At 43.4% G+C, this 18,818-nt stretch carries 15 protein-coding genes; 12 read left to right on the forward strand and 3 right to left on the reverse strand.

The genetic code is table 11. From position 1 onward, the window contains the following. Positions 1–471: 471 nt before the first annotated feature. From HFD85_RS05525 to HFD85_RS05550, 6 genes are all read left to right on the forward strand, one after another. Positions 472–1,545, forward strand: coding sequence for an efflux RND transporter periplasmic adaptor subunit (locus HFD85_RS05525; RefSeq protein WP_167605905.1), 1,074 nt, complete (start codon positions 472–474; stop codon positions 1,543–1,545). Continuing rightward, positions 1,545–4,595 carry an efflux RND transporter permease subunit gene (locus tag HFD85_RS05530; RefSeq protein WP_167605908.1) on the forward strand — a complete coding sequence of 1,017 codons (3,051 nt, stop codon included), beginning with the start codon at positions 1,545–1,547 and terminating at the stop codon, positions 4,593–4,595. Before HFD85_RS05525 ends, HFD85_RS05530 begins: the two co-directional genes overlap by 1 nt. A gap of 46 nt (positions 4,596–4,641) precedes the next feature. Further along, entirely contained in the window at positions 4,642–6,042 is a 1,401-nt protein-coding gene (locus HFD85_RS05535) for a TolC family protein (RefSeq protein WP_167605911.1), read from the forward strand. A gap of 17 nt (positions 6,043–6,059) precedes the next feature. Next, positions 6,060–7,130: a sensor histidine kinase gene (locus HFD85_RS05540; RefSeq protein WP_167605913.1), complete on the forward strand. Its 1,071-nt coding sequence runs from the start codon at positions 6,060–6,062 to the stop codon at positions 7,128–7,130. A gap of 114 nt (positions 7,131–7,244) precedes the next feature. Next, entirely contained in the window at positions 7,245–8,015 is a 771-nt protein-coding gene (locus HFD85_RS05545) for a LytR/AlgR family response regulator transcription factor (protein ID WP_167605917.1), read from the forward strand. A gap of 46 nt (positions 8,016–8,061) precedes the next feature. Further along, positions 8,062–8,238 carry a hypothetical protein gene (locus tag HFD85_RS05550; RefSeq protein ID WP_167605921.1) on the forward strand — a complete coding sequence of 59 codons (177 nt, stop codon included), beginning with the start codon at positions 8,062–8,064 and terminating at the stop codon, positions 8,236–8,238. A gap of 65 nt (positions 8,239–8,303) precedes the next feature. Here HFD85_RS05550 and HFD85_RS05555 read toward each other — a convergent pair whose 3' ends face one another. Continuing rightward, positions 8,304–8,720, reverse strand: coding sequence for a hypothetical protein (locus HFD85_RS05555; RefSeq protein ID WP_167605924.1), 417 nt, complete (start codon positions 8,718–8,720; stop codon positions 8,304–8,306). A 724-nt stretch (positions 8,721–9,444) separates the two neighbouring features. On the opposite strand from HFD85_RS05555, the gene pta reads away from it, so the two are divergent. From pta to HFD85_RS05570, 3 genes are all read left to right on the forward strand, one after another. Next, positions 9,445–11,538 carry a phosphate acetyltransferase gene (pta, locus tag HFD85_RS05560; RefSeq protein WP_167605927.1) on the forward strand — a complete coding sequence of 698 codons (2,094 nt, stop codon included), beginning with the start codon at positions 9,445–9,447 and terminating at the stop codon, positions 11,536–11,538. Between the two features lie 121 nt (positions 11,539–11,659). Further along, a complete protein-coding gene (locus HFD85_RS05565) occupies positions 11,660–12,856 on the forward strand; it encodes an acetate/propionate family kinase (RefSeq protein ID WP_167605930.1) in 1,197 nt (398 codons plus the stop codon). A 699-nt stretch (positions 12,857–13,555) separates the two neighbouring features. Continuing rightward, positions 13,556–14,554 carry an adenosine kinase gene (locus HFD85_RS05570; protein WP_167605933.1) on the forward strand — a complete coding sequence of 333 codons (999 nt, stop codon included), beginning with the start codon at positions 13,556–13,558 and terminating at the stop codon, positions 14,552–14,554. Between the two features lie 188 nt (positions 14,555–14,742). On the opposite strand, the gene HFD85_RS05575 is transcribed toward HFD85_RS05570, so the two are convergent. Together HFD85_RS05575 and HFD85_RS05580 are read right to left on the reverse strand one after the other, a co-directional pair. After that, positions 14,743–15,357: a deoxynucleoside kinase gene (locus tag HFD85_RS05575; RefSeq protein ID WP_167605936.1), complete on the reverse strand. Its 615-nt coding sequence runs from the start codon at positions 15,355–15,357 to the stop codon at positions 14,743–14,745. A 37-nt stretch (positions 15,358–15,394) separates the two neighbouring features. Continuing rightward, entirely contained in the window at positions 15,395–16,915 is a 1,521-nt protein-coding gene (locus HFD85_RS05580) for a GH3 auxin-responsive promoter family protein (protein ID WP_167605939.1), read from the reverse strand. Positions 16,916–16,952: 37 nt separating this feature from the next. Here HFD85_RS05580 and HFD85_RS05585 point away from each other — a divergent pair, with 37 nt between their 5' ends. The 3 genes from HFD85_RS05585 (at position 16,953) to HFD85_RS05595 (ending at position 18,809) form a co-directional block, all read left to right on the forward strand. Continuing rightward, positions 16,953–17,096, forward strand: a complete 144-nt coding sequence (locus tag HFD85_RS05585; protein ID WP_167605942.1) for a hypothetical protein — start codon at positions 16,953–16,955, stop codon at positions 17,094–17,096. A 116-nt stretch (positions 17,097–17,212) separates the two neighbouring features. Next, complete coding sequence (locus HFD85_RS05590) at positions 17,213–17,737, forward strand: CvpA family protein (protein ID WP_167605945.1); 525 nt, start codon at positions 17,213–17,215, stop codon at positions 17,735–17,737. Continuing rightward, positions 17,700–18,809: a DUF3667 domain-containing protein gene (locus HFD85_RS05595; protein WP_167605948.1), complete on the forward strand. Its 1,110-nt coding sequence runs from the start codon at positions 17,700–17,702 to the stop codon at positions 18,807–18,809. The genes HFD85_RS05590 and HFD85_RS05595 overlap by 38 nt, the downstream gene beginning before the upstream one ends. Positions 18,810–18,818: the final 9 nt, after the last annotated feature.

The following is an 18,818-nucleotide window of genomic DNA, read 5'->3' on the forward strand; positions in this document are numbered from 1 at the left end:
TTTACCAAAAGCTTCAAGCTGCAAGCTTCAAGCTACAAGTGCTTCACCGATTGACTTTAGATCACCCGGTTAATAGGTATGAATCAGTCCTTCAATCCCTCAATCCTTCAAGTTGAGATCCCTCTCCGTCAGCCGACGCCTCGGGATGACAAAAGATGAGTTAATAGAGCAGCGCTTCGTATTATATGATTTAAAAATAATCCCTTTTGCGCCGCGGATTGTGTTTTTGATTGACGAATGATGATTAACGATTTGCGATTACAGATTTGTTAGGTACGAATTGATCCTACAGTTAATCAAGGCTTCAATCCCTCAATCCTTCCGTCCTTCAACTTTTCTGCGAGTGCCGACTGAGCTGCATTTCACACATCAATTCTGTCACTTCACGCAATTTTTGTTAATAAGGTCCCCGACGTCCGGATATTTTTGGTTGCAATTTGAAAAAGCAGAAACAATCAAAAATATCATACGATGCAATTTAGAAACATTTTACTGGTAGTATCAGCTGCAATTTTTGCCCTGTCGGGTTGCAAAAGTTCAACCGGAGAAGCGCCTCTGGCCGAAACAATTAAGTACGTAAAAGTAGAGACAATTAACGATGGAGTAGTTCAGAACTCCATGACGCTGAACGGAAAGGTGAAGGAAAAAAGCCTTACTTCACTTTCTTTCCGTGTTGGCGGTCCTTTGAAAAAACTGAATGTAAAACCCGGCGATTATGTTCGCGCGGGGCAGGTTATTGCCGAGATCGACAAACGCGATTACGAACTTCAGCTGGCAACCACCAAAGCACAATTCGAGCAGGTGGAAGGAGAATACAACCGTTACAAGCAGTTGATCGATCAAAACAAAATTCCGGAGAACACCTTCGAAAAGATAAAATCGGGTTACCTGATGGCCAAAACAGCTTACGAAAATGCGCAGAACCAATTGCATGATACCGAGTTGAAAGCGCCATTTTCGGGCTACATTTATGAGAAGTTTGCCGAAAATTTCCAAACTGTAGGTGCCGGAATGCCGATCGTTTCGATCATCGATAATTCGCACCTCGAGGTAGTTGCTTCGGTTTCTGAAAGTCAGCTGAACAAGGTAAAGAACGACCAGGAGAGTTTTGTAAATGTGGCCAACGCCGGAATTACCAAAATGCCGGTTGACGTGTTTAGTGTTGGCGAGAAAGCAAAAAAGGATGGTTTGTACGAAGTTAAATTTTCGTTCGAAAACCAGAACCACATGAATGTTGCTCCGGGTATGACCGCAGAAGTAACCGTTTACTGCAAGGCTGAAGCCAATCATTTGTCGGTGTCGCAGTCAGCCATTTTCCACGAAAAAACAACCACTTATGTCTGGATCTTCAATCCTTCGACAAGCAAAGTCGAAAAACGTGAAGTAAGGATTTCGCTCGACGGAACAAAAGGACGTGTGAACCTGGTTTCCGGGGTACAAAACGGCGAGCAAGTGGTTACAGCAGGTGTGCATTACCTGGTTGAGGGCCAAAAAGTAAAGCCACTTGAAAATCCTTCGGTAACTAATATCGGAGGGCTGCTGTAATGTTGGAGAAACTATTGAATCAAAAAGCCATGATTTCGACAATACTGTTCGCGGTATTGTTTGGAGGGATCATCGCTTACAATAATATCGGAAAGCTCGAAGATGCCGAGATCCCGATCAAAGCGGCAACGGTAATTACGGTTTACCCGGGGGCAACGGCGCATGAAGTGGAACTGGAAGTTACCGACATGCTCGAAAAAGCGATTCAGAAACTGGAGAACATCGACGATATTACTTCTGTGTCAGAACCGGGGCTGTCCATCATCACGGTAAATATAAAGTCGAATGTAAAAACACCCGACTTGCCACAGTTGTGGGACCACCTTCGCCGGAAAGTGAACGATGTAAAAGGAAGTTTGCCTTCGGGTGCTATGGAGCCAATCGTTAACGACGACTTTGCCGATGTGTACGGAATTTTATACGCTATTACGGCCGACGGTTATACGCACGAAGAACTGGTGAAATATACCGAGTACATCGAGCGTGAGTTACTGGCTGTTGACGGTGTTCGCCGGTCGCAGATATTCGGGGAACAAACACAAACCATCGATGTGGTTTTTTCTTCTGAAAAACTGGCCGGATTGAGTGTTAATCCCATGTATATTGCTGCGGCCATTCAAAACGAAACCGCGATCATCAACCCGGGATCGGTTGTAGCCGGCAAAGAATCGATTCGTGTGGGAGTGGGGCAGAAAATCACGACAATTGATGAGATTGAAAACCTGCTGATCCAGGTTCCCGGTGGAGGAAATTTCCGTTTGGGAGACATTGCCACCGTAGAAAAATCGTACCTCGAACCGAAGCGATCGGCATTGTATTATAACAATCACGCAGGTTTAACGCTTGGTTTGTCGAACGAAAGCGGGATCAATGTGGTAAAACTGGGTGAAAAACTCGACGAGAAACTGGCTCAGCTGCAAAAGGAATTGCCGGCCGGAATCGAGGTCAACCAGGTGTATTATCAGCCCGACCGGGTGGATGCAGCCGTAAAAGATTTTATGCTGAACCTGGCCATGTCGGTTGGGATTGTGATCGTTGTACTGATGTTTGCCATGGGCTTACGTTCGGGGTTGCTTATTTCAAGCGGACTGGTGTTCACCATTATGGGAACCCTGATTGTGATGCTGGCTATCGGACTGCCGTTGCACCGTGTTTCTTTGGCAGCCATTATTTTGGCCATGGGTATGTTGGTGGATAACGCCATTGTTGTCGCCGACGGTATTTTGGTCGACTTAAAAGCCGGCATGGACCGCAGTAAAGCTTTTGTAAATACCGCGAAGAAAACGGCACTGCCACTGCTTGGTGCAACCGCTGTTGCCATCCTGGCTTTCCTGCCTTTGCGCATGTCGCCAAATGCTGCCGGCGAATTTCTTTCGTCGCTATTCACCGTATTGATCATTTCGTTGTCGCTGAGTTGGGTATTTGCTATGATCCAGACGCCTTTTAATGCGAAATATTTCTACCGTAAAACACGTCCGAAAGGTGAACATGCCGAACACTATGATTCGATGTTTTACCGCATTTTCAGGGGATCGCTGCAGTGGGCAATTCGAAATAAATTCCTGTTTACCATTGGTTCATTTGCTGTTCTGATCTTTGCTTTCTGGTCGTTCCGTTTTGTAAAAGTCGATTTTATGTCGAAAATGGCTTACGATCAGTTCTTTATTGAATACACGCTGCCACAGGGCGCCGATATTGAAGCAGTGGAAAACGACCTTCAGCAAATTCAAAAAGATATTCTGGCGATGGATGGTGTGCATTCGGTTACAGCTTCGGCTGGCCGTCCACCGGCACGCTACCTCCTGATGCGTCACATGCAAACCGGAGGTTTTAATTACGGCGATCTCATTATCGAAACCGACAATACAGATAGGGTGCCTGAAATTATCCCTAAAATTGAGGAGTACCTGAATCAGAATTATCCCGATGCTTTCTTCCGGGTAATGGAATATGGCGCGGCCTTTTCCGATGCCGATATTGAGGCACAGTTTACCGGACCCGATCCGGCAGTACTGAAGGATTTGGCCAACAAGGCAAAACAGATTTTTTTAGAGGAACCGGCAGCAATAAATGTTACCGACAACTGGAAAAATCAAACGAAAAAGATCGTTCCCGAATATTCGGTAGAACGGGCACAACCGCTTGGATTGACCCGCTCGGACGTGGGGAATTCGATTTTGGTTGCCACCAACGGAATGCCGATCGGAGCCATTTACGAAGGCGACCGTATGTTGCCGATCGTACTACGTACCGACAATAATGTAGGAGAAAATGTAGAGCAACTGATGAACATTCCGGTTTGGGGACAACGCAGCCAGGCCAGTGTTCCGCTCTCGCAGATTGCAGACACCTTAAAAGTGACCTGGGATTATGAATTGATCAACCGTCTGGACAATGAGCGTTCGATAAAAGCACAGTGCGATGCAGCAGAAGGATTTACAGCTGCCGAGGTGCAGGCCATGTTTCAGGATAAGGTTAAAGCTATTGATTTGCCCGATGGATATAAATTGAACTGGGAGGGAGCAACCGCACGTTCGAGTGAAGCGAACAGCGGACTGTTTATGTTTCTTCCGCTGGCAATTGGTTTAATGGCCATCATAATTATCGGTCTGTTTAACAACCTGAAACAACCGCTCATTATCTTCCTTGTAGTGCCTTTCGCATTTATCGGAATTGTGCTTGGGCTGGTAAGTACCGGCATCTTCCTGACCTTCGCCGGAATTATTGGCGCCCTTGGATTGATTGGAATGATGATTAAAAATGCGGTGGTGTTGCTCGATGAAATCAACCATAATATCTACGAAGGCAAAGACCGCCTGACTGCTACCATCGATGCGGCTTTATCGCGCTTGCGTCCGGTAATGATGGCATCGTTGACAACTATTCTGGGGATGGCGCCACTGATCACCGATTCGATGTTTAATTCAACAGCAATCGTGATCATGTTTGGTTTGGCAGTAGGATCGCTGATTACATTGATTGTAGTGCCGGTGTTGTACACGGTTTTGTACAGGATTGATGGGAGTGAACTAAAAATGGCAATGAAATAGGGTCGCACTTAGAAGAGTGGATGAATGAAAATTTAAGAAGAGAATAATGAAGAAAACAATAAAATTTATGATGGGCTCGCTGATGTTGCTGGCAGTTGTTGCAGGTTTTAATACTGCATCTGCTCAAAAAGTGATGACACTGGAAGAATGCAGGCAACAGGCGGTTGAATTCAACAAGGAATTGAAAAATGCAGCATTACAGAATAAAGAAGCGCAGATAAACCAGAAGGTAGCCAGAACGGCTTACCTGCCTTCTGTAGGATTTACATCGTCGTTGATGCACCGCCCCAATATGGATCCGATCAGTATGCCGGGATATTTTCTTCCGACTGCAAATAGCGAGGAAGATGCTATGAATGGCAACTTTTCGGGAACCAGCGATGTTTGGAAACCCGGAACAACAATCGACCTGAAAAGCCTTACGCTTTTAACCGGAGGATTCGAAGTAAACCAGCCAGTTTACGTTGGTGGAAAAATTCGCTACTCGAATCAACAGGCCGATGCCGGCGTTGCCATAGCCGATCTGGCGCTGAATATGAAATATTCGGATGTGATTGAACAGACCGATAAGGCATTCTGGCAGGTAGCATCGGTTCAGGAAAATATTAAAATTGCCGAAGATTACATTAAAATGCTGGCTGAACTGGAAGACCAGATGAACGCCATGTACGAAGTGGGTTTGCAACCTGCAAGTGAGAAATTACGTGTAACTGTTCAGAAAAACCAGGCTGAATTAAACCTGATGACTGCCCGAAACGGACTGAGGGTGGCAAAAATGTACCTGAATCAGATTCTGGGACAAGCGCTCGAAACCGAAATTCAGATTGAATACAAGGAAGTGGCAAGCGTAGAGTTGTTCGATCTTGAAAACGGATTGTTTGAAGCAATTAACAAACGTAATGAATTGAAAATTCTGGAAAAGCAAAAAGAACTGAGTGAACTTGATGCAAAAATCACCAGGGCCGATTATCTGCCCCAGGTTGGTGTTAGTGCACAATATACCAGCTATTGGGTGAGAGATGTATATGAAGATATCAATTTTCAACCCATGTTGGCGGCGCAGGTTTCCATCCCGATTTTCCAGTGGGGGCAGGGCAAAAAGAAAATGCAGGCTGCCCAGCTTAAAGTTCAGCAGGCTGAAACAGATTTGCAACATACAAATGATTTGATTAATCTTGAGGTAATGCAGGTTAAAGTTCAGGTTGAAGAAGCATACGAAAGAGTGTCGCTTGCCAAAAAGAGTGTTGAGGAAGCTGAAGAAAGTCTGGAAGAGACCCGCGCAAGTTTCGAAGTGGGATTAAATACAACTACCGACATGTTGAATTCGCAGGCTGAGTGGCAGGCATCGAAAGCACGGTTAACGCAGGCTGTGGCTAATTTCGAGGTACTGAAAATACGCTGGCAAAGTGTAACCGGGAACTTGTACATTCCTGAAACTGCCGAATAAATGCAGAGGTGGATTAAATGAAGTGTTTACAGTTACATAGCAAAAAGAAGGACGATCTGTTTCTCCGTTTACCGGGTTACGAACCGCTTAGTATAATTATTCGGTTTGTAATTACCAGCATCATTGCTTTTGGAGTGTTGCGCTTCATTGTTGCCATTACAGATGTGCCGCCGGAAATTGATGAAAGGATTCCTTTTGTTATTTATGTGGTGGTGGTGCTGGCCTTCAACCTGGCTGTGGAATTACAGATTGTTCTGGATAACGTGCTCGAACGGTTTCTACCGGTACCTACCAGGATAAAACTGCGGTTGTTTTTACAGATCAGTGTAGGTATCCTTTTTTTGGTTGCTGCACACCGGGTTATCATGTTTTTTGTTGATCCAAAATTAACCCTAGAAGAATCGCGGCCCGGAGTAATTCTGGGGATGGCAGCCGGACTGATTTTTGTGCAGATGGTGGCAAATTCGCTGACGCTGGCAAGGTTAACGCAGAAGTGGGTGAATTTGCAGGAAACAATTGCAGAAATGAAGCGCGAAAAACTCCAGATGGATTACAACATGTTACAGGATCAGTTGAATCCGCACTTTCTGTTCAATAACCTGAGTGTGCTGAAATCGTTGATCATTTACGATCCCGATGTTGCCGTGGAATTTACCGAGAATTTTACCGATGTCTACCGTTATGTTCTCCAAAGCCGGAATAAACGCCTGGTTAAATTATCGGAAGAATTTGAATTTATGAAAGCATATTACGCCTTGCACAAAGAACGCCTTGGAGACGGGATTGCCGTGGAAACAAATGTTCCGAAAGGCATTCTGGACAAGGAAATCGCTCCGCTGACCGGTCAGCTGCTGATTGAAAATGCAGTGAAACACAACATCACCAGTAAGGAAACACCGTTGAAAATTAGCGTTACAGTTGAGGATAATTACCTGGTGGTTTCGAATAATATGAATTTAAGAACGACATCGTATTCTACAAAAACGGGATTAAAGAACCTGTTTAAGCGCTACGAGATGCTAACCGAAAGGGAGATCGTCGTTCAGTATGATAAGGAACGGTTTGAAGTAAAAGTGCCGCTATTATAATTAGTAGTGAGTATTTAGTAATGAGTATTGAGATGAAAGACATTTTGAAACGTTGGAGAAATTTTATTGAAGTATGTCTCAAATCTCCTGTCTCACAATCTCAAGTCTAAAAGAATGAGAGTAATTATTGTTGAAGACGAAATGCACAACTACCGCCTGTTAAAAGGCATGGTAGAAAAGCTCCGGCCCGGATGGGAGATTCTGGACGGGCTGGAAAGCGTAAAAAGCACGGTGGAGTGGCTCACTAACAATTCTTCACCCGACCTTATTTTTATGGATATTCAGCTAACAGATGGCATTAGTTTTTCGGTGTTCGATGAGGTACAGGTCGACAGCATGGTCATTTTTACTACGGCTTACGACGAATATGCATTACGTGCCTTCCAGGTGAACAGCATCGATTATCTGCTAAAGCCAATAAAACAGGAAAAGCTGGAGCAGGCCATCGTAAAATTTGAGAACCTTGTGAAACCTCAACAGGAAAGCAATGCAATAAAACCCGATTATAAAGAACTTTTACAGGCGATTACTCAGGGAGAAAAGAAATACAGGAAACGTTTTCTGGTTTCAGGTGCAACCGCATTTTTTAAGCTCGATACCGATGACATTGCTTGGTTTTATACCCAGGATCGGGTAACAACTGCTGTTACTTTTGCGGGAAAAGAACACACTATTGATTTGACCATTGAGAAGCTGGAGGAGCAACTCGATCCCGAGATGTTCTTCCGCACCAACCGAAGTTCAATTGTTCATATAAATGCTATCCGGAAGTTTGAGAACCATTTTGGCGGCAAACTGATACTACGCCTCATTCATCCTTTCGACGAGCCAATAATGATCAGCAGGTTAAAAGCCGCTGAATTCAAGGAATGGGTAGGGAACTAAACCTGTAACTGTTAGTATAAAAGTGAATTACACGAAAAAGAATCCAATGAAAAACAGAAAAGAGTTATTTGAAGAAGCAAAATCCCTGATTGTTGAATCGAATCCGCACAAGGAAAGCATACTTTATCACAATATTTTCTCGCTGAAAGTTAACGGCTTTTATCCTTTCTCATCGAAACAGGATGTAATGGGACTGGTTAATTTTTTGAACAATATCGATTAAATAATCGGAATCCAAATTTTCTGCAATCCCAACAGTTTGACAGGGATTCAAAATCTCTTAAATGATTATTTGGCCCGAACGTATTTTTCCTGCCGGTAATTTTTTTTGTCGTATGTCCAGTCGTCTTTTATAGGATAAACCTGGTAAAGGGTGTCTCCTTTTATTTCAAGCAGCACCTTAACAGCCTTCCCTTCATTTGCTCCACTTACCATGTGAATAAAATTTTCGGTGTAGTGTGTTCCATCGATAGAATAAGTTGCACTGCCATAATTGTACCTGTCCCCTCCATTAACATGGAATTTTCCTACAAACAGTACATGATCTTTTGTCCAGGTTTTTAACTGTTCTCCATTGAGATAATTTGATTCACCATTATTGACGACTTTGTAGGAAACCATCTGCCAGGTTCCTTCCAGCTTTTTGACCGGTGGCATGAATGCCATAAGGCAAAATACAACTAAGATTGAGGCTAATTTTTTCATGAATTGTGGTTTTTTGAGTGATTAATTCATTTATTTGGATAAATACCTTATACCCTAATACAGAATAAGAGTTACATAAATGAGCGAATAATTTGTTTCACGAATATTTCAGTTCACATCATCTGGCGTCTTTCATTTTCGTTATTCTTTCACACCATTATATAGCTATCACCTAAAAAATAAATAGCAGGTAAAAAAGCTTCATGATTTTTGGCTTATATACAGTGTAATTTTATTCAGGTTGAATCCATTTTATTGAGTGCAAAAAACTGTACCGCATTTCAACGAAAATTTTCGGATTTTTCAGCCCAATGTTGTGTAAGTTTTTACAGCCTGAAATCTCATTTGAAGGTAATTTTGCGTACTGGTTGAACAACAGCAAGTTGTAATGTACTGTTTGCAGTGTATTTTTCATTTTGCAACCTTCATGTTGCAAACGTGAACTTCCTCAAAATTTAGTATTTTTGCAGTGTTGCGAACTAAGTGATTGATTTCGTTTAGGTTGCTTTTATGTTTAGCAGGTGTTGAGACGGAACGACGAGATGTCAATAATAGAATATAAAACAATCTCTTTATCATGTTAAATCATGGTGCTATAATGACTTTTTCAAACTTTTGTCAGGGTCTCGACAGTTCCACTTTACTATTTTTGAACCGTTTTTTATAGAAGCACATTTCGTTAACGTTCGCGTTAACGATTTTGAATAAAGTTTTAAGTCAATAGATGAAAACAGGAATTTACATTACCAATACCGAGCGCAGTACAGGAAGGTCGCTGGTGGCACTGGGTATCTTCAAACAGTTACTGTCAAAAGTAAGCCGCGTGGGTTATTTCAGACCCATCATCAACGACCAGCCGCATGGCAAGCGCGATAACCACATCGAAACTATGCTCAAGTATTTCAACCTTGAGATGGATTACAAAGATGCTTATGGTTTTACGATGTCGCAGGTGGTGAAGTACATGAATCGTGGTCAGGAAGCCCGCCTGATTGAAAAAATCATCGAGCAGTACAAAGCCCTCGAAGAAAACTTCGATTACATTGTGGTTGAAGGAGCCGACTTTGCCGACAAAGGTGTTGCCATTGAATTTGAGCTCGACATTGAAATTGCCAAAAACCTGGCGTTGCCGACGATCCTGGTCAGCTCTGCACAAGGAAAGGAAATTAAGGATGCAGCTTCAAACGTTGATCTGGCCGTAAAAACGTGTGCCGAACTGGATGTAAATGTACTTTCGGTAGTCATGAACCGTGTTCCGGAAGATAAGATCGACGAAATGAAAGCCGAACTCGAAAGTGTGATTCCGGCGGATACGGCAATTGAGATTATTCCCGATATTCCGCAACTGGCAAGCCCGGTTGTTCGCGAGATTCTGGAAGAACTAAATGGAAAAGTATTGTTGGGGGAAAACTTATTGTGTAAACAGGTTGATCGCATCGATATTGGTGCCATGCAACTGCGTAATTTCCTCGATCGTCTTGGCGATAACAGTCTGATCATTACTCCGGGCGACCGCTCCGATATTATTTTGGGTGCGTTGCAGGCAAATGTTTCAGCCAACTACCCAACGGTTTCTGGTATTGTGGTTACCGGCGGACTACCTCCGCGCAAAGCCATTATGAAACTGATTGAAGGGCTGCCAAGCATTGTCCCGATCATTCTGGTTGACGATGTAACTTTTGATGCTGCCAATAAAGTGGCACATGTTAAACCAAAAATCCGCCCGGGTATCACACGCAAAATCGAACTAAGTATCTCAACATTTGAAAAATATGTTGATTGCGAATACCTGATCGAACGTTTCCAGAATTATCACACCGATGTGGTTACTCCACACATGTTCCAGTACAGCCTGGTTGCCAAAGCCAAATCGAAAAAAATGCACATTGTATTGCCCGAAGGTATGGACAACCGTATTCTGATGGCTGCAGCAAGCCTGGTACAACAGAATGTGGTAGATATAACCTTGCTTGGTAAACGCGAGGAAATACAGGCAAAAGCCGCTGAGATTGGTATTAATCTTTCTGAGAAAGTAAATATCATCAATCCGGTTGAATCGGAGTATTACGAAGACTACTGGAAAACCTATTACGAATTACGTAAACACAAAAATATTCCCGAAGAAATGGCGCAGGACGCCCTGGCCGATGTATCGTACTTTGGTACCATGATGGTTTACAAAGGACATGCCGACGGAATGGTTTCGGGAGCAGCACATACCACCGCACATACCATTATTCCTGCACTGCAGTTTGTTAAAACTCGTCCGGGAGTATCTACTGTTTCATCGTGTTTCTTTATGTGTCTCGATGATCATGTTTCGGTATTTGGCGATTGTGCTGTAAACGTAAGTCCTACCGCCGATCAGTTGGCAGAAATTGCTATTTCATCAGCCGAATCGGCAAAAGCATTTGGTATTGAGCCTAAAGTGGCCATGCTTTCTTATTCATCAGGAACATCGGGTACCGGTGCCGAAGTGGATAAAGTAAGGGCTGCAACAGAAAAGGCCAAACAATTACGTCCCGACCTGAAGATTGAAGGTCCTATTCAGTACGACGCGGCGGTTGATCCGAGTGTAGGGAAAAGCAAAATGCCCGATTCGGAAGTGGCAGGACAGGCAACTGTACTGGTATTTCCCGATTTGAATACCGGAAACAACACTTACAAAGCCGTTCAACGTGAAACCGGTGCACTGGCAATCGGCCCAATGTTGCAAGGCTTGAACAAACCGGTGAACGACCTGAGTCGTGGTTGTACTGTTGACGATATTTTCAACACAGTAGTTATCACAGCCATTCAGGCGCAGGAGGGATTCTAATCTAAATAATACAAGTATAAATAGATTGAAGGCTCATCCCCGTTAAATCCCCCTTCGAAGGGGAAGGAACCGAAGTGACAGGGGGATGATTTAATATAAAGAGCAAATTAAAAATTATTCAATGAACATATTAGTAGTAAACGCGGGAAGTTCGTCGATCAAATATCAATTGATTGATATGACCACGGAAAAACCGCTATCAAGTGGGATTGTTGAACGTATCGGATTGGAAGAAGGTACCATCACCCACAAAACATTTTTGAACGGAGAAGAAAAGAAAACCAAAGAAGTATTCCCGATTCCGGATCACACTGTTGGTTTGAAACGCGTTGCCGAACTTTTGGTTGACGCGGAGTGGGGTGTAATCAGCGATCCGTCGGAAATTCAGGCTGTTGGACACCGTTTGGTACATGGAGGCGAGGCCTTTACAAAAACAGTGGTTATCACCGAGGAAGTAAAAGCAAAAGTGAAAGAGCTTTTCCCGTTGGCACCACTGCACAACCCGGCTAACCTGATTGGTGTTGAAGTAGCAGAAAAGGTATTCCCGAATGCTACTCAGATTGGGGTTTTCGATACTGCTTTCCACCAAACAATGCCGGAAGTTGCTTACCGTTATGCTATTCCGAATGAATTATATACCGAAATGGGTATCCGTAAATACGGTTTCCACGGAACATCGCACAAATATGTTTCTGAAAAAGCCGCTGAATACCTTGGAAATGAAAAGGCAAAAGTAGTGACCATTCACCTGGGTAATGGTGCATCAATGGCAGCTGTTGACGGTGGTGTTTGTAAAGATACAACCATGGGGATAGGACCACTGAACGGCCTGATCATGGGAACACGTTCCGGAGATGTCGATCCGTCGATCATTTTCTACCTGATTGAACAAAAAGGTTATTCGGTTGCCGAAGTTTCAAAAATACTGAACAAGGAAAGTGGCATGCAGGGACTTACCGGCGATACCGATATGCGCGATATCGAAGACCGTTACATAAAGGGCGATAAAACAGCAGTTCTGGCTTACGAAATGTATGCTTATCGTATTCAGCAGTTTATCGGAAAGTATGCCGCAGCAATGAATGGACTTGATGCCATTGTATTTACCGCCGGAATTGGTGAGAATGATACCATCGCTCGTAGTCTTGTTTGTAAGAACATGACTTATTTCGGAATTGAAATGGACGAAGCAAAGAATGCTGTACGTAGCAAGGATATTCGCGAAATAAATGTTGAAGGAGCAAAAACCAAGGTTTTGGTTATCTCAACCAACGAAGAACTGGAAATTGCACAACAGTCATACAATTTGGTGAAGTAAGATTGTATAAACGATATTGAATAGGCGGCGTAAGTTCTTTACGCCGCCTATTTTTTTAAAATCTATGGTGATTCACCTTAAATCACGGTTCTAAGTTTTCATACTCACCCTTGCTCACTCTCTATGAATTTACCCTTTATACACAAATACAAGGAATGAGCGATTTTGATCAGCTCCAGAAATTCGGCGCATTATAGTGTACCTTTTCAATGCTTTGCCGCAATTGCGCCGATTTTGTAGGATCATTAACCCCGGGCGGCACTCACCCCGAATGTTCGGGGGTCGTTCTGCCCGGGGCTGAATGATGAAGGACTTTCAGCCCTTCGATTGGCAAAACTTGCTTTCGAGATTTTAAAAAAACAGCACTGAAAGTGCGTTGTATTTTAGCCCAGGCCAAAGTAATTCAAAGAATTACGGCGGCCTGGGTTACAATAGCATGATGTACCTCGTCCGGCGAAAAAGGCTGATCGAAGCTGAACAATTGTTCCGGACGAAAATGGAGCAGAACCTCGCAAAGATGTATATAAAGGGAAGCTCTATGAATAGAGGGAGCGAGGGAGAGTCTGCACAAAATTGTATGGCTTTCATGCCTGTTGGTGATTCCTGAGAATCATGATTGTTATATTGAAGTAAAAAGTGATCGTTCTATTTTTTCACCTTTAATAAAATCCTGATATTTGAAAACTCAAAATTAGAAGAATGACAACTAAAAATATTCCAACTGTACTAGGCGTAGGCAATGCGCTTGTTGATGTAATTTCTGTGCTTGAGAGCGATGCTTTGCTGGAAACGTTTGGCCTGCCACGGGGCAGTATGACCCTGGTTGATGCTGAGCGTTCGAAGCAGATCTATGAAGCAACCTATTCTGATAAAAGTGAATTAACAACCGGTGGATCGGTGGCAAATACCATGCGCGGAATGGCCAATCTTGGAAGTGCAGGCGGCTACATGGGAAAAGTTGGAAAAGACGAGTTAGGCGAACTCTTCAAAAACGATTTCGAAAAACGCGGCCTCACCACACACCTGGTTTTTAGCGATACTGTTGATACCGGTCGGGTAATGGCTTTGGTAAGTCAGGATTCGGAACGTACGATGGCTACCTACCTGGGGGCAGCAGCAGAGATGCGTGCCGAAGAATTTCAGACTGATGTGCTGGGCAACTACAACTACATGTACGTTGAAGGCTACCTGGTTTTCAATCACGATCTGATTAAAGCCGGTGTTGAATTGGCCCGGGAAAAGGATTTGAAAGTAGCGCTCGATCTGTCAAGTTTTAATGTGGTGGAAGCTAATCTCGATTTTCTGAAAGAGCTTGTAAAAACGCATGTTGATATTGTTTTTGCAAATGAAGAGGAAGCCAAATCTTTTACCGGTCTCGATCCGGAAGCTGCATTGCATGAAATTGCAAAAGATTGTGAGTTGGTGATTGTAAAACTCGGAAAGGAAGGATCGCTCATAAAGTACAAAGGCGAAGTAACCCGCGTGGGTTCAATTCCTGCCAAAGCGCTTGATACTACCGGTGCCGGTGATGCTTATGCCGCCGGATTCTTCTATGGGCTGACCAATGGCTACGATATGGCAACCTGCGGAAAAATTGCTGCCCTGGTTTCAGGAAAAGTAGTGGAAGTTATGGGCCCCAATCTACCCGATTCGGCTTGGGCAGAAGTAAAGCAGGAAATCGCAAAGATTGTGGGATAGAGAGTTAAAAGTTCAGAGTTTAGAGTTCAGAGTTCAGAGCCCGCCTGAACGAATTCCTGCGGGCAGGGTTAAAGTTTAGAGTGGAACAGGCGATTTCCAATCGCCTGAATCTATAAAACAAAAGGATGGCATCCGTTTTTGTGTCAATACACGCGGATGCCATCCTTTTTTCTGCAAATGACTAATGATTAAAACAATCCGTGAATCTGTGCATCGATCTTGTCGATCACATAACTCAAATCTTCAGGATTGGCCGTAAAATCAAGATCATCCACATTGATCACCAGTAATTTTCCCATTTTGTAGTTGTTGACCCAGCTCTCGTAGCGGTCGTTCAACTGTTTCAAATAATCCAGGCGGATCGAATTTTCATACTCCCTACCACGTTTCTGGATCTGGTTAACCAGTGTAGGAATACTGCCGCGCAGGTAAATCAACAAATCAGGCGGTTCTATGAGGCTGATCATCAGGTCGAAAAGCGTTTTATAGTTTTTAAAGTCGCGGGTGCTCATCAGGCCCATGCTGTGCAGGTTGGGAGCAAAAATCTCCGCATCCTCATAAATCGTACGGTCCTGTATAATGGTTTTTCCCGATTTACGGATATCAATAATTTGCTTAAAACGGGAGTTCAAAAAGTAGATCTGCAAATTGAACGACCAACGCTGCATATCGTTGTAAAAATCGTTGAGGTATGGATTCTCGTCCACATCCTCGTAATGTGGCGTCCATTTGTAATGTTTCGCAAGTAATTCAGTAAGAGTGGTTTTTCCCGCCCCTATATTTCCGGCTATCGCTATGTGCATTGTTGATGTTTATTTGAGAATCTAAAGTATGAAAAAATTATCTTTTATCGGGTAACATGTTCATAAGTTCGTCCAGATACTGTCGGTTATTGGCCAGTCGCGGAATTTTATTTTGCCCCCCGATTTTACCGCGTTGTTTCATCCAATTGTAAAATGTTCCTTTCGGTGCATTTACCACATGCGGCATTTCCAGTGTGAGGTTTTTATGGCGCTTGGCTTCATAATCCGAATTCAGGGTTTTTAGCGTATTATCCAGTATACTGGTAAAGTGATCCAGGTCTTTTGGAGGCACATCAAATTCGATGATCCATTGATGGGCACCACGCTGGTTTTCTCCCATAAATATTGGTCCGGCGGTATATTCGTTAACAATGGCTCCCGTGTGCTGGCAAGCCACATTCATGGCATTCTCGGCATTATCTATAATAACTTCTTCGCCAAAGGCATTGATAAAATGTTTGGTTCGTCCGGTAACTTTTATTTTGAACGGATATTTACAGGTGAATTTTATCGTGTCCCCAATAATGTAGCGCCACAAACCGGCACTTGTGGAGATAACCAGTGCGTAATTTTCGTCCAGTTCAACCTCTTCCAGTCCCAGCACAGTTGGGTTTGCTTTTCCAAACTCCGACATAGGGATGAATTCGTAAAAAATACCATAGTCGAGCATCAGCAGCATGTCGTTCTGATGTTCGTTATCCTGAATGCCGAAAAATCCTTCCGAAGCGTTATACGTTTCCAGGTAGTGCATTTGCGACGACGGGATCAGGTTACGGAACTGCTCGCGATACGGCTCGAAGTTTACGCCGCCATGAGCAAAAACCTCGAGATTAGGCCACACTTCCAGGAGATTCGTTTTTCCAGTTGTTTCGAGTACCTTTTTCAGCAGCACCAGGTACCAGGACGGAACGCCTGCAAAACCGGTCACATTTTCTTCGAGCGCCGTTTCAATTATCTTTTCAATCTTTTCCTCAAACTCCTCAATTAGTGCAATCTCGGTAGTTGGTGTGCGAAACAGATCGCTCCAGAATGGCACGTTCTCCAGCATAATGGCCGATAAATCGCCGTAATACGAATTGTTACTAAAGTTGTTTATCCGGTGACTGCCGCCAAGTGTCAACACTTTGCCTTTTAAAAGCTTGGTTTCGGGATGTGTATGAATGTATTGCATAAAAACATCCTTTGGGCCTTGCAGGTGGCAATTTTCAAGCGCTTCGCGGGTGACCGGGATAAATTTACTTTTGTCGCTGGTGGTTCCCGATGATTTGGCAAACCATTTGGTTTCGCCAGGCCACAGTACATCGCGCTCGCCTTCACGCAAACGGTCGACATAGGGTTTTATATCGTTATAATCCTGAAGAGGATTGTTCTCCTGAAATTCCTTCAGCGAAGTGATCGATTCAAAATTGTGCGCCTTGCCCCAAACAGTATCCTTGGCACTCTGAATCAGGTTAAAAAGGGTTTCGTTCTGAATCTCTAACGGGTATCTGCGGTAGTATTGGATTTCGTCACTACGTCGTGTAGTCACCCAGCGTACAACTGAATTAATTAGCGGCATACAACACAAATTGGTTCGAAGCCAAATTTATGAATTTATGTTGAAATGGCTGGCAAAAATAAAAGACGGTATTTCTGCGTTAAACGATAAAAAAGAATCACTCGCCGATTATGTAGTTTTTTTAGTCACCCGTGATTTTTATTTTTATATTCGTTATCATTTCTTAAAAACCGGGGTGTAACTGCTGTATGAACACTCAAAAGAATCAAATTTATGAAACAAGCATGATGCTTAGTAATTCAGAAATTGAATTCAAATTCATGCGGGTTCCATTTGTACCACTAAAGTCGAATAAAAATGAATTACATTGACATAATTTTACTGATCCTGCTTATTCTGGCGGCGGTCAGCGGATTTAAAAAAGGACTGGTTGCCGAGGTAGCTTCACTGGCTGCCCTTATCCTTGGAATCTGGGGTGCCATCGAGTTTTCATACATCACTTCCGATTTTCTGGTCGAAAACTTCGATCTGAAAACTGATCACCTGAACATCATCTCTTTTGTGGTAACTTTTGTGGTCATTGTAATTCTGGTGCACATTGTGGGAAATGTGGTTAACAAAATGCTCGAAACCGTGATGCTGGGTTTTGTAAATAAACTGGCCGGCCTCGTTTTTGGCGTTTTAAAATCTGCCCTTATTCTGAGCATTCTACTTGTTGTTTTCGACAAAATTGATGAAGACGTGCACATTCTTCCTGAAAAGACAAAAGAAAATTCAAGAATGTACGAACCCATCCGATCGTTTGCTCCGTCGATTTTCCCGTTTATTGAAAACTGGAGCATAAATGGCGATAAAAAGAACCGAGATTCACATGTGGTCTAAATTGAAAGAACGTATTCAGCAGAAAAGAACAAAAGCTCCTGCGGGAGACCATTGCTGCAAGAATTGTGAAACCGAATTCACCGGGCATTATTGCCCCAACTGCGGGCAGGCGGTTAAAGAGTTTGACAAACCGTTTAGTTTTATTTTTTACAATTTTCTGGGTGATTTTTTTGCTTTCGATACGCGTTTTTTCAAAACGCTGTTTCTCCTGATTGCCAAACCCGGGTTTCTTACCAAACAATATTTCGATGGAAAACGTGTGCGTTATGCACCGCCCTTCAGAATCTATATTTTTGTAAGTTTTATCCTCTTTTTACTCTTGCAGAATTTCACAAACCGGGGATTAACAACGGTGCTCGATTCGGAACTTGATGGCGATAAAATCGGGTTGGATTCTGCTTCAATGGTTGTGGCTGATTCTATCCTTAGCACGGTCAATCAAGACATGGATCCGGAGCAGAAAGCGGTGGTCGATTCGCTGGTGGCTCCGTTTGTGGTCAAGGATACAACAGGAGAGGAGGGACAGAATTTCAAACTGGACATGGAAACATTTCGGGAGACCCGAAATCTGCGTCAGGCTTTGAATAAATACGCCATAAGCCTGGAAGAGGATCTTGAAGTTGAGACCGATCCGGAGAAAAGAACCGAACTGCGCGAATACATCCGCTATTGCCGCTCACCCGAAACGGCGCTGGCAAAAATTCTCCAATACATTTCATGGGCCTTTTTCCTGCTGTTACCGCTGTTTGCCGTTTTATTGAAACTGGTGTACATCCGGCGCAGGCAAAACTATATGCGCCACCTGGTATTTTCCATACACATTCATTCGTTTGTGCTCCTGGTAATGATAGCAATTATGGCGCTGTTTATGAGTTTTGGTACAAAAGTTACCTTGATCAGTACCATTTTATTCCTGTCGGTGCCCTTGTATTTTATTATTGCGATGAAAAAATTTTACGGGCAATCGGTAGGCAAGGCCATCATGAAATTCTTTGCCGTTTCTTTTATGTACAATATCGTGTTCTGGATAATTGTAATCTATGCCTCTTTAAATGCGATTAACCTGGTATAGTTAAGGTGA

It is taken from the genome of Maribellus sediminis (assembly GCF_011799805.1).
GTDB lineage: Bacteria > Bacteroidota > Bacteroidia > Bacteroidales > Prolixibacteraceae > Draconibacterium > Draconibacterium sediminis_A.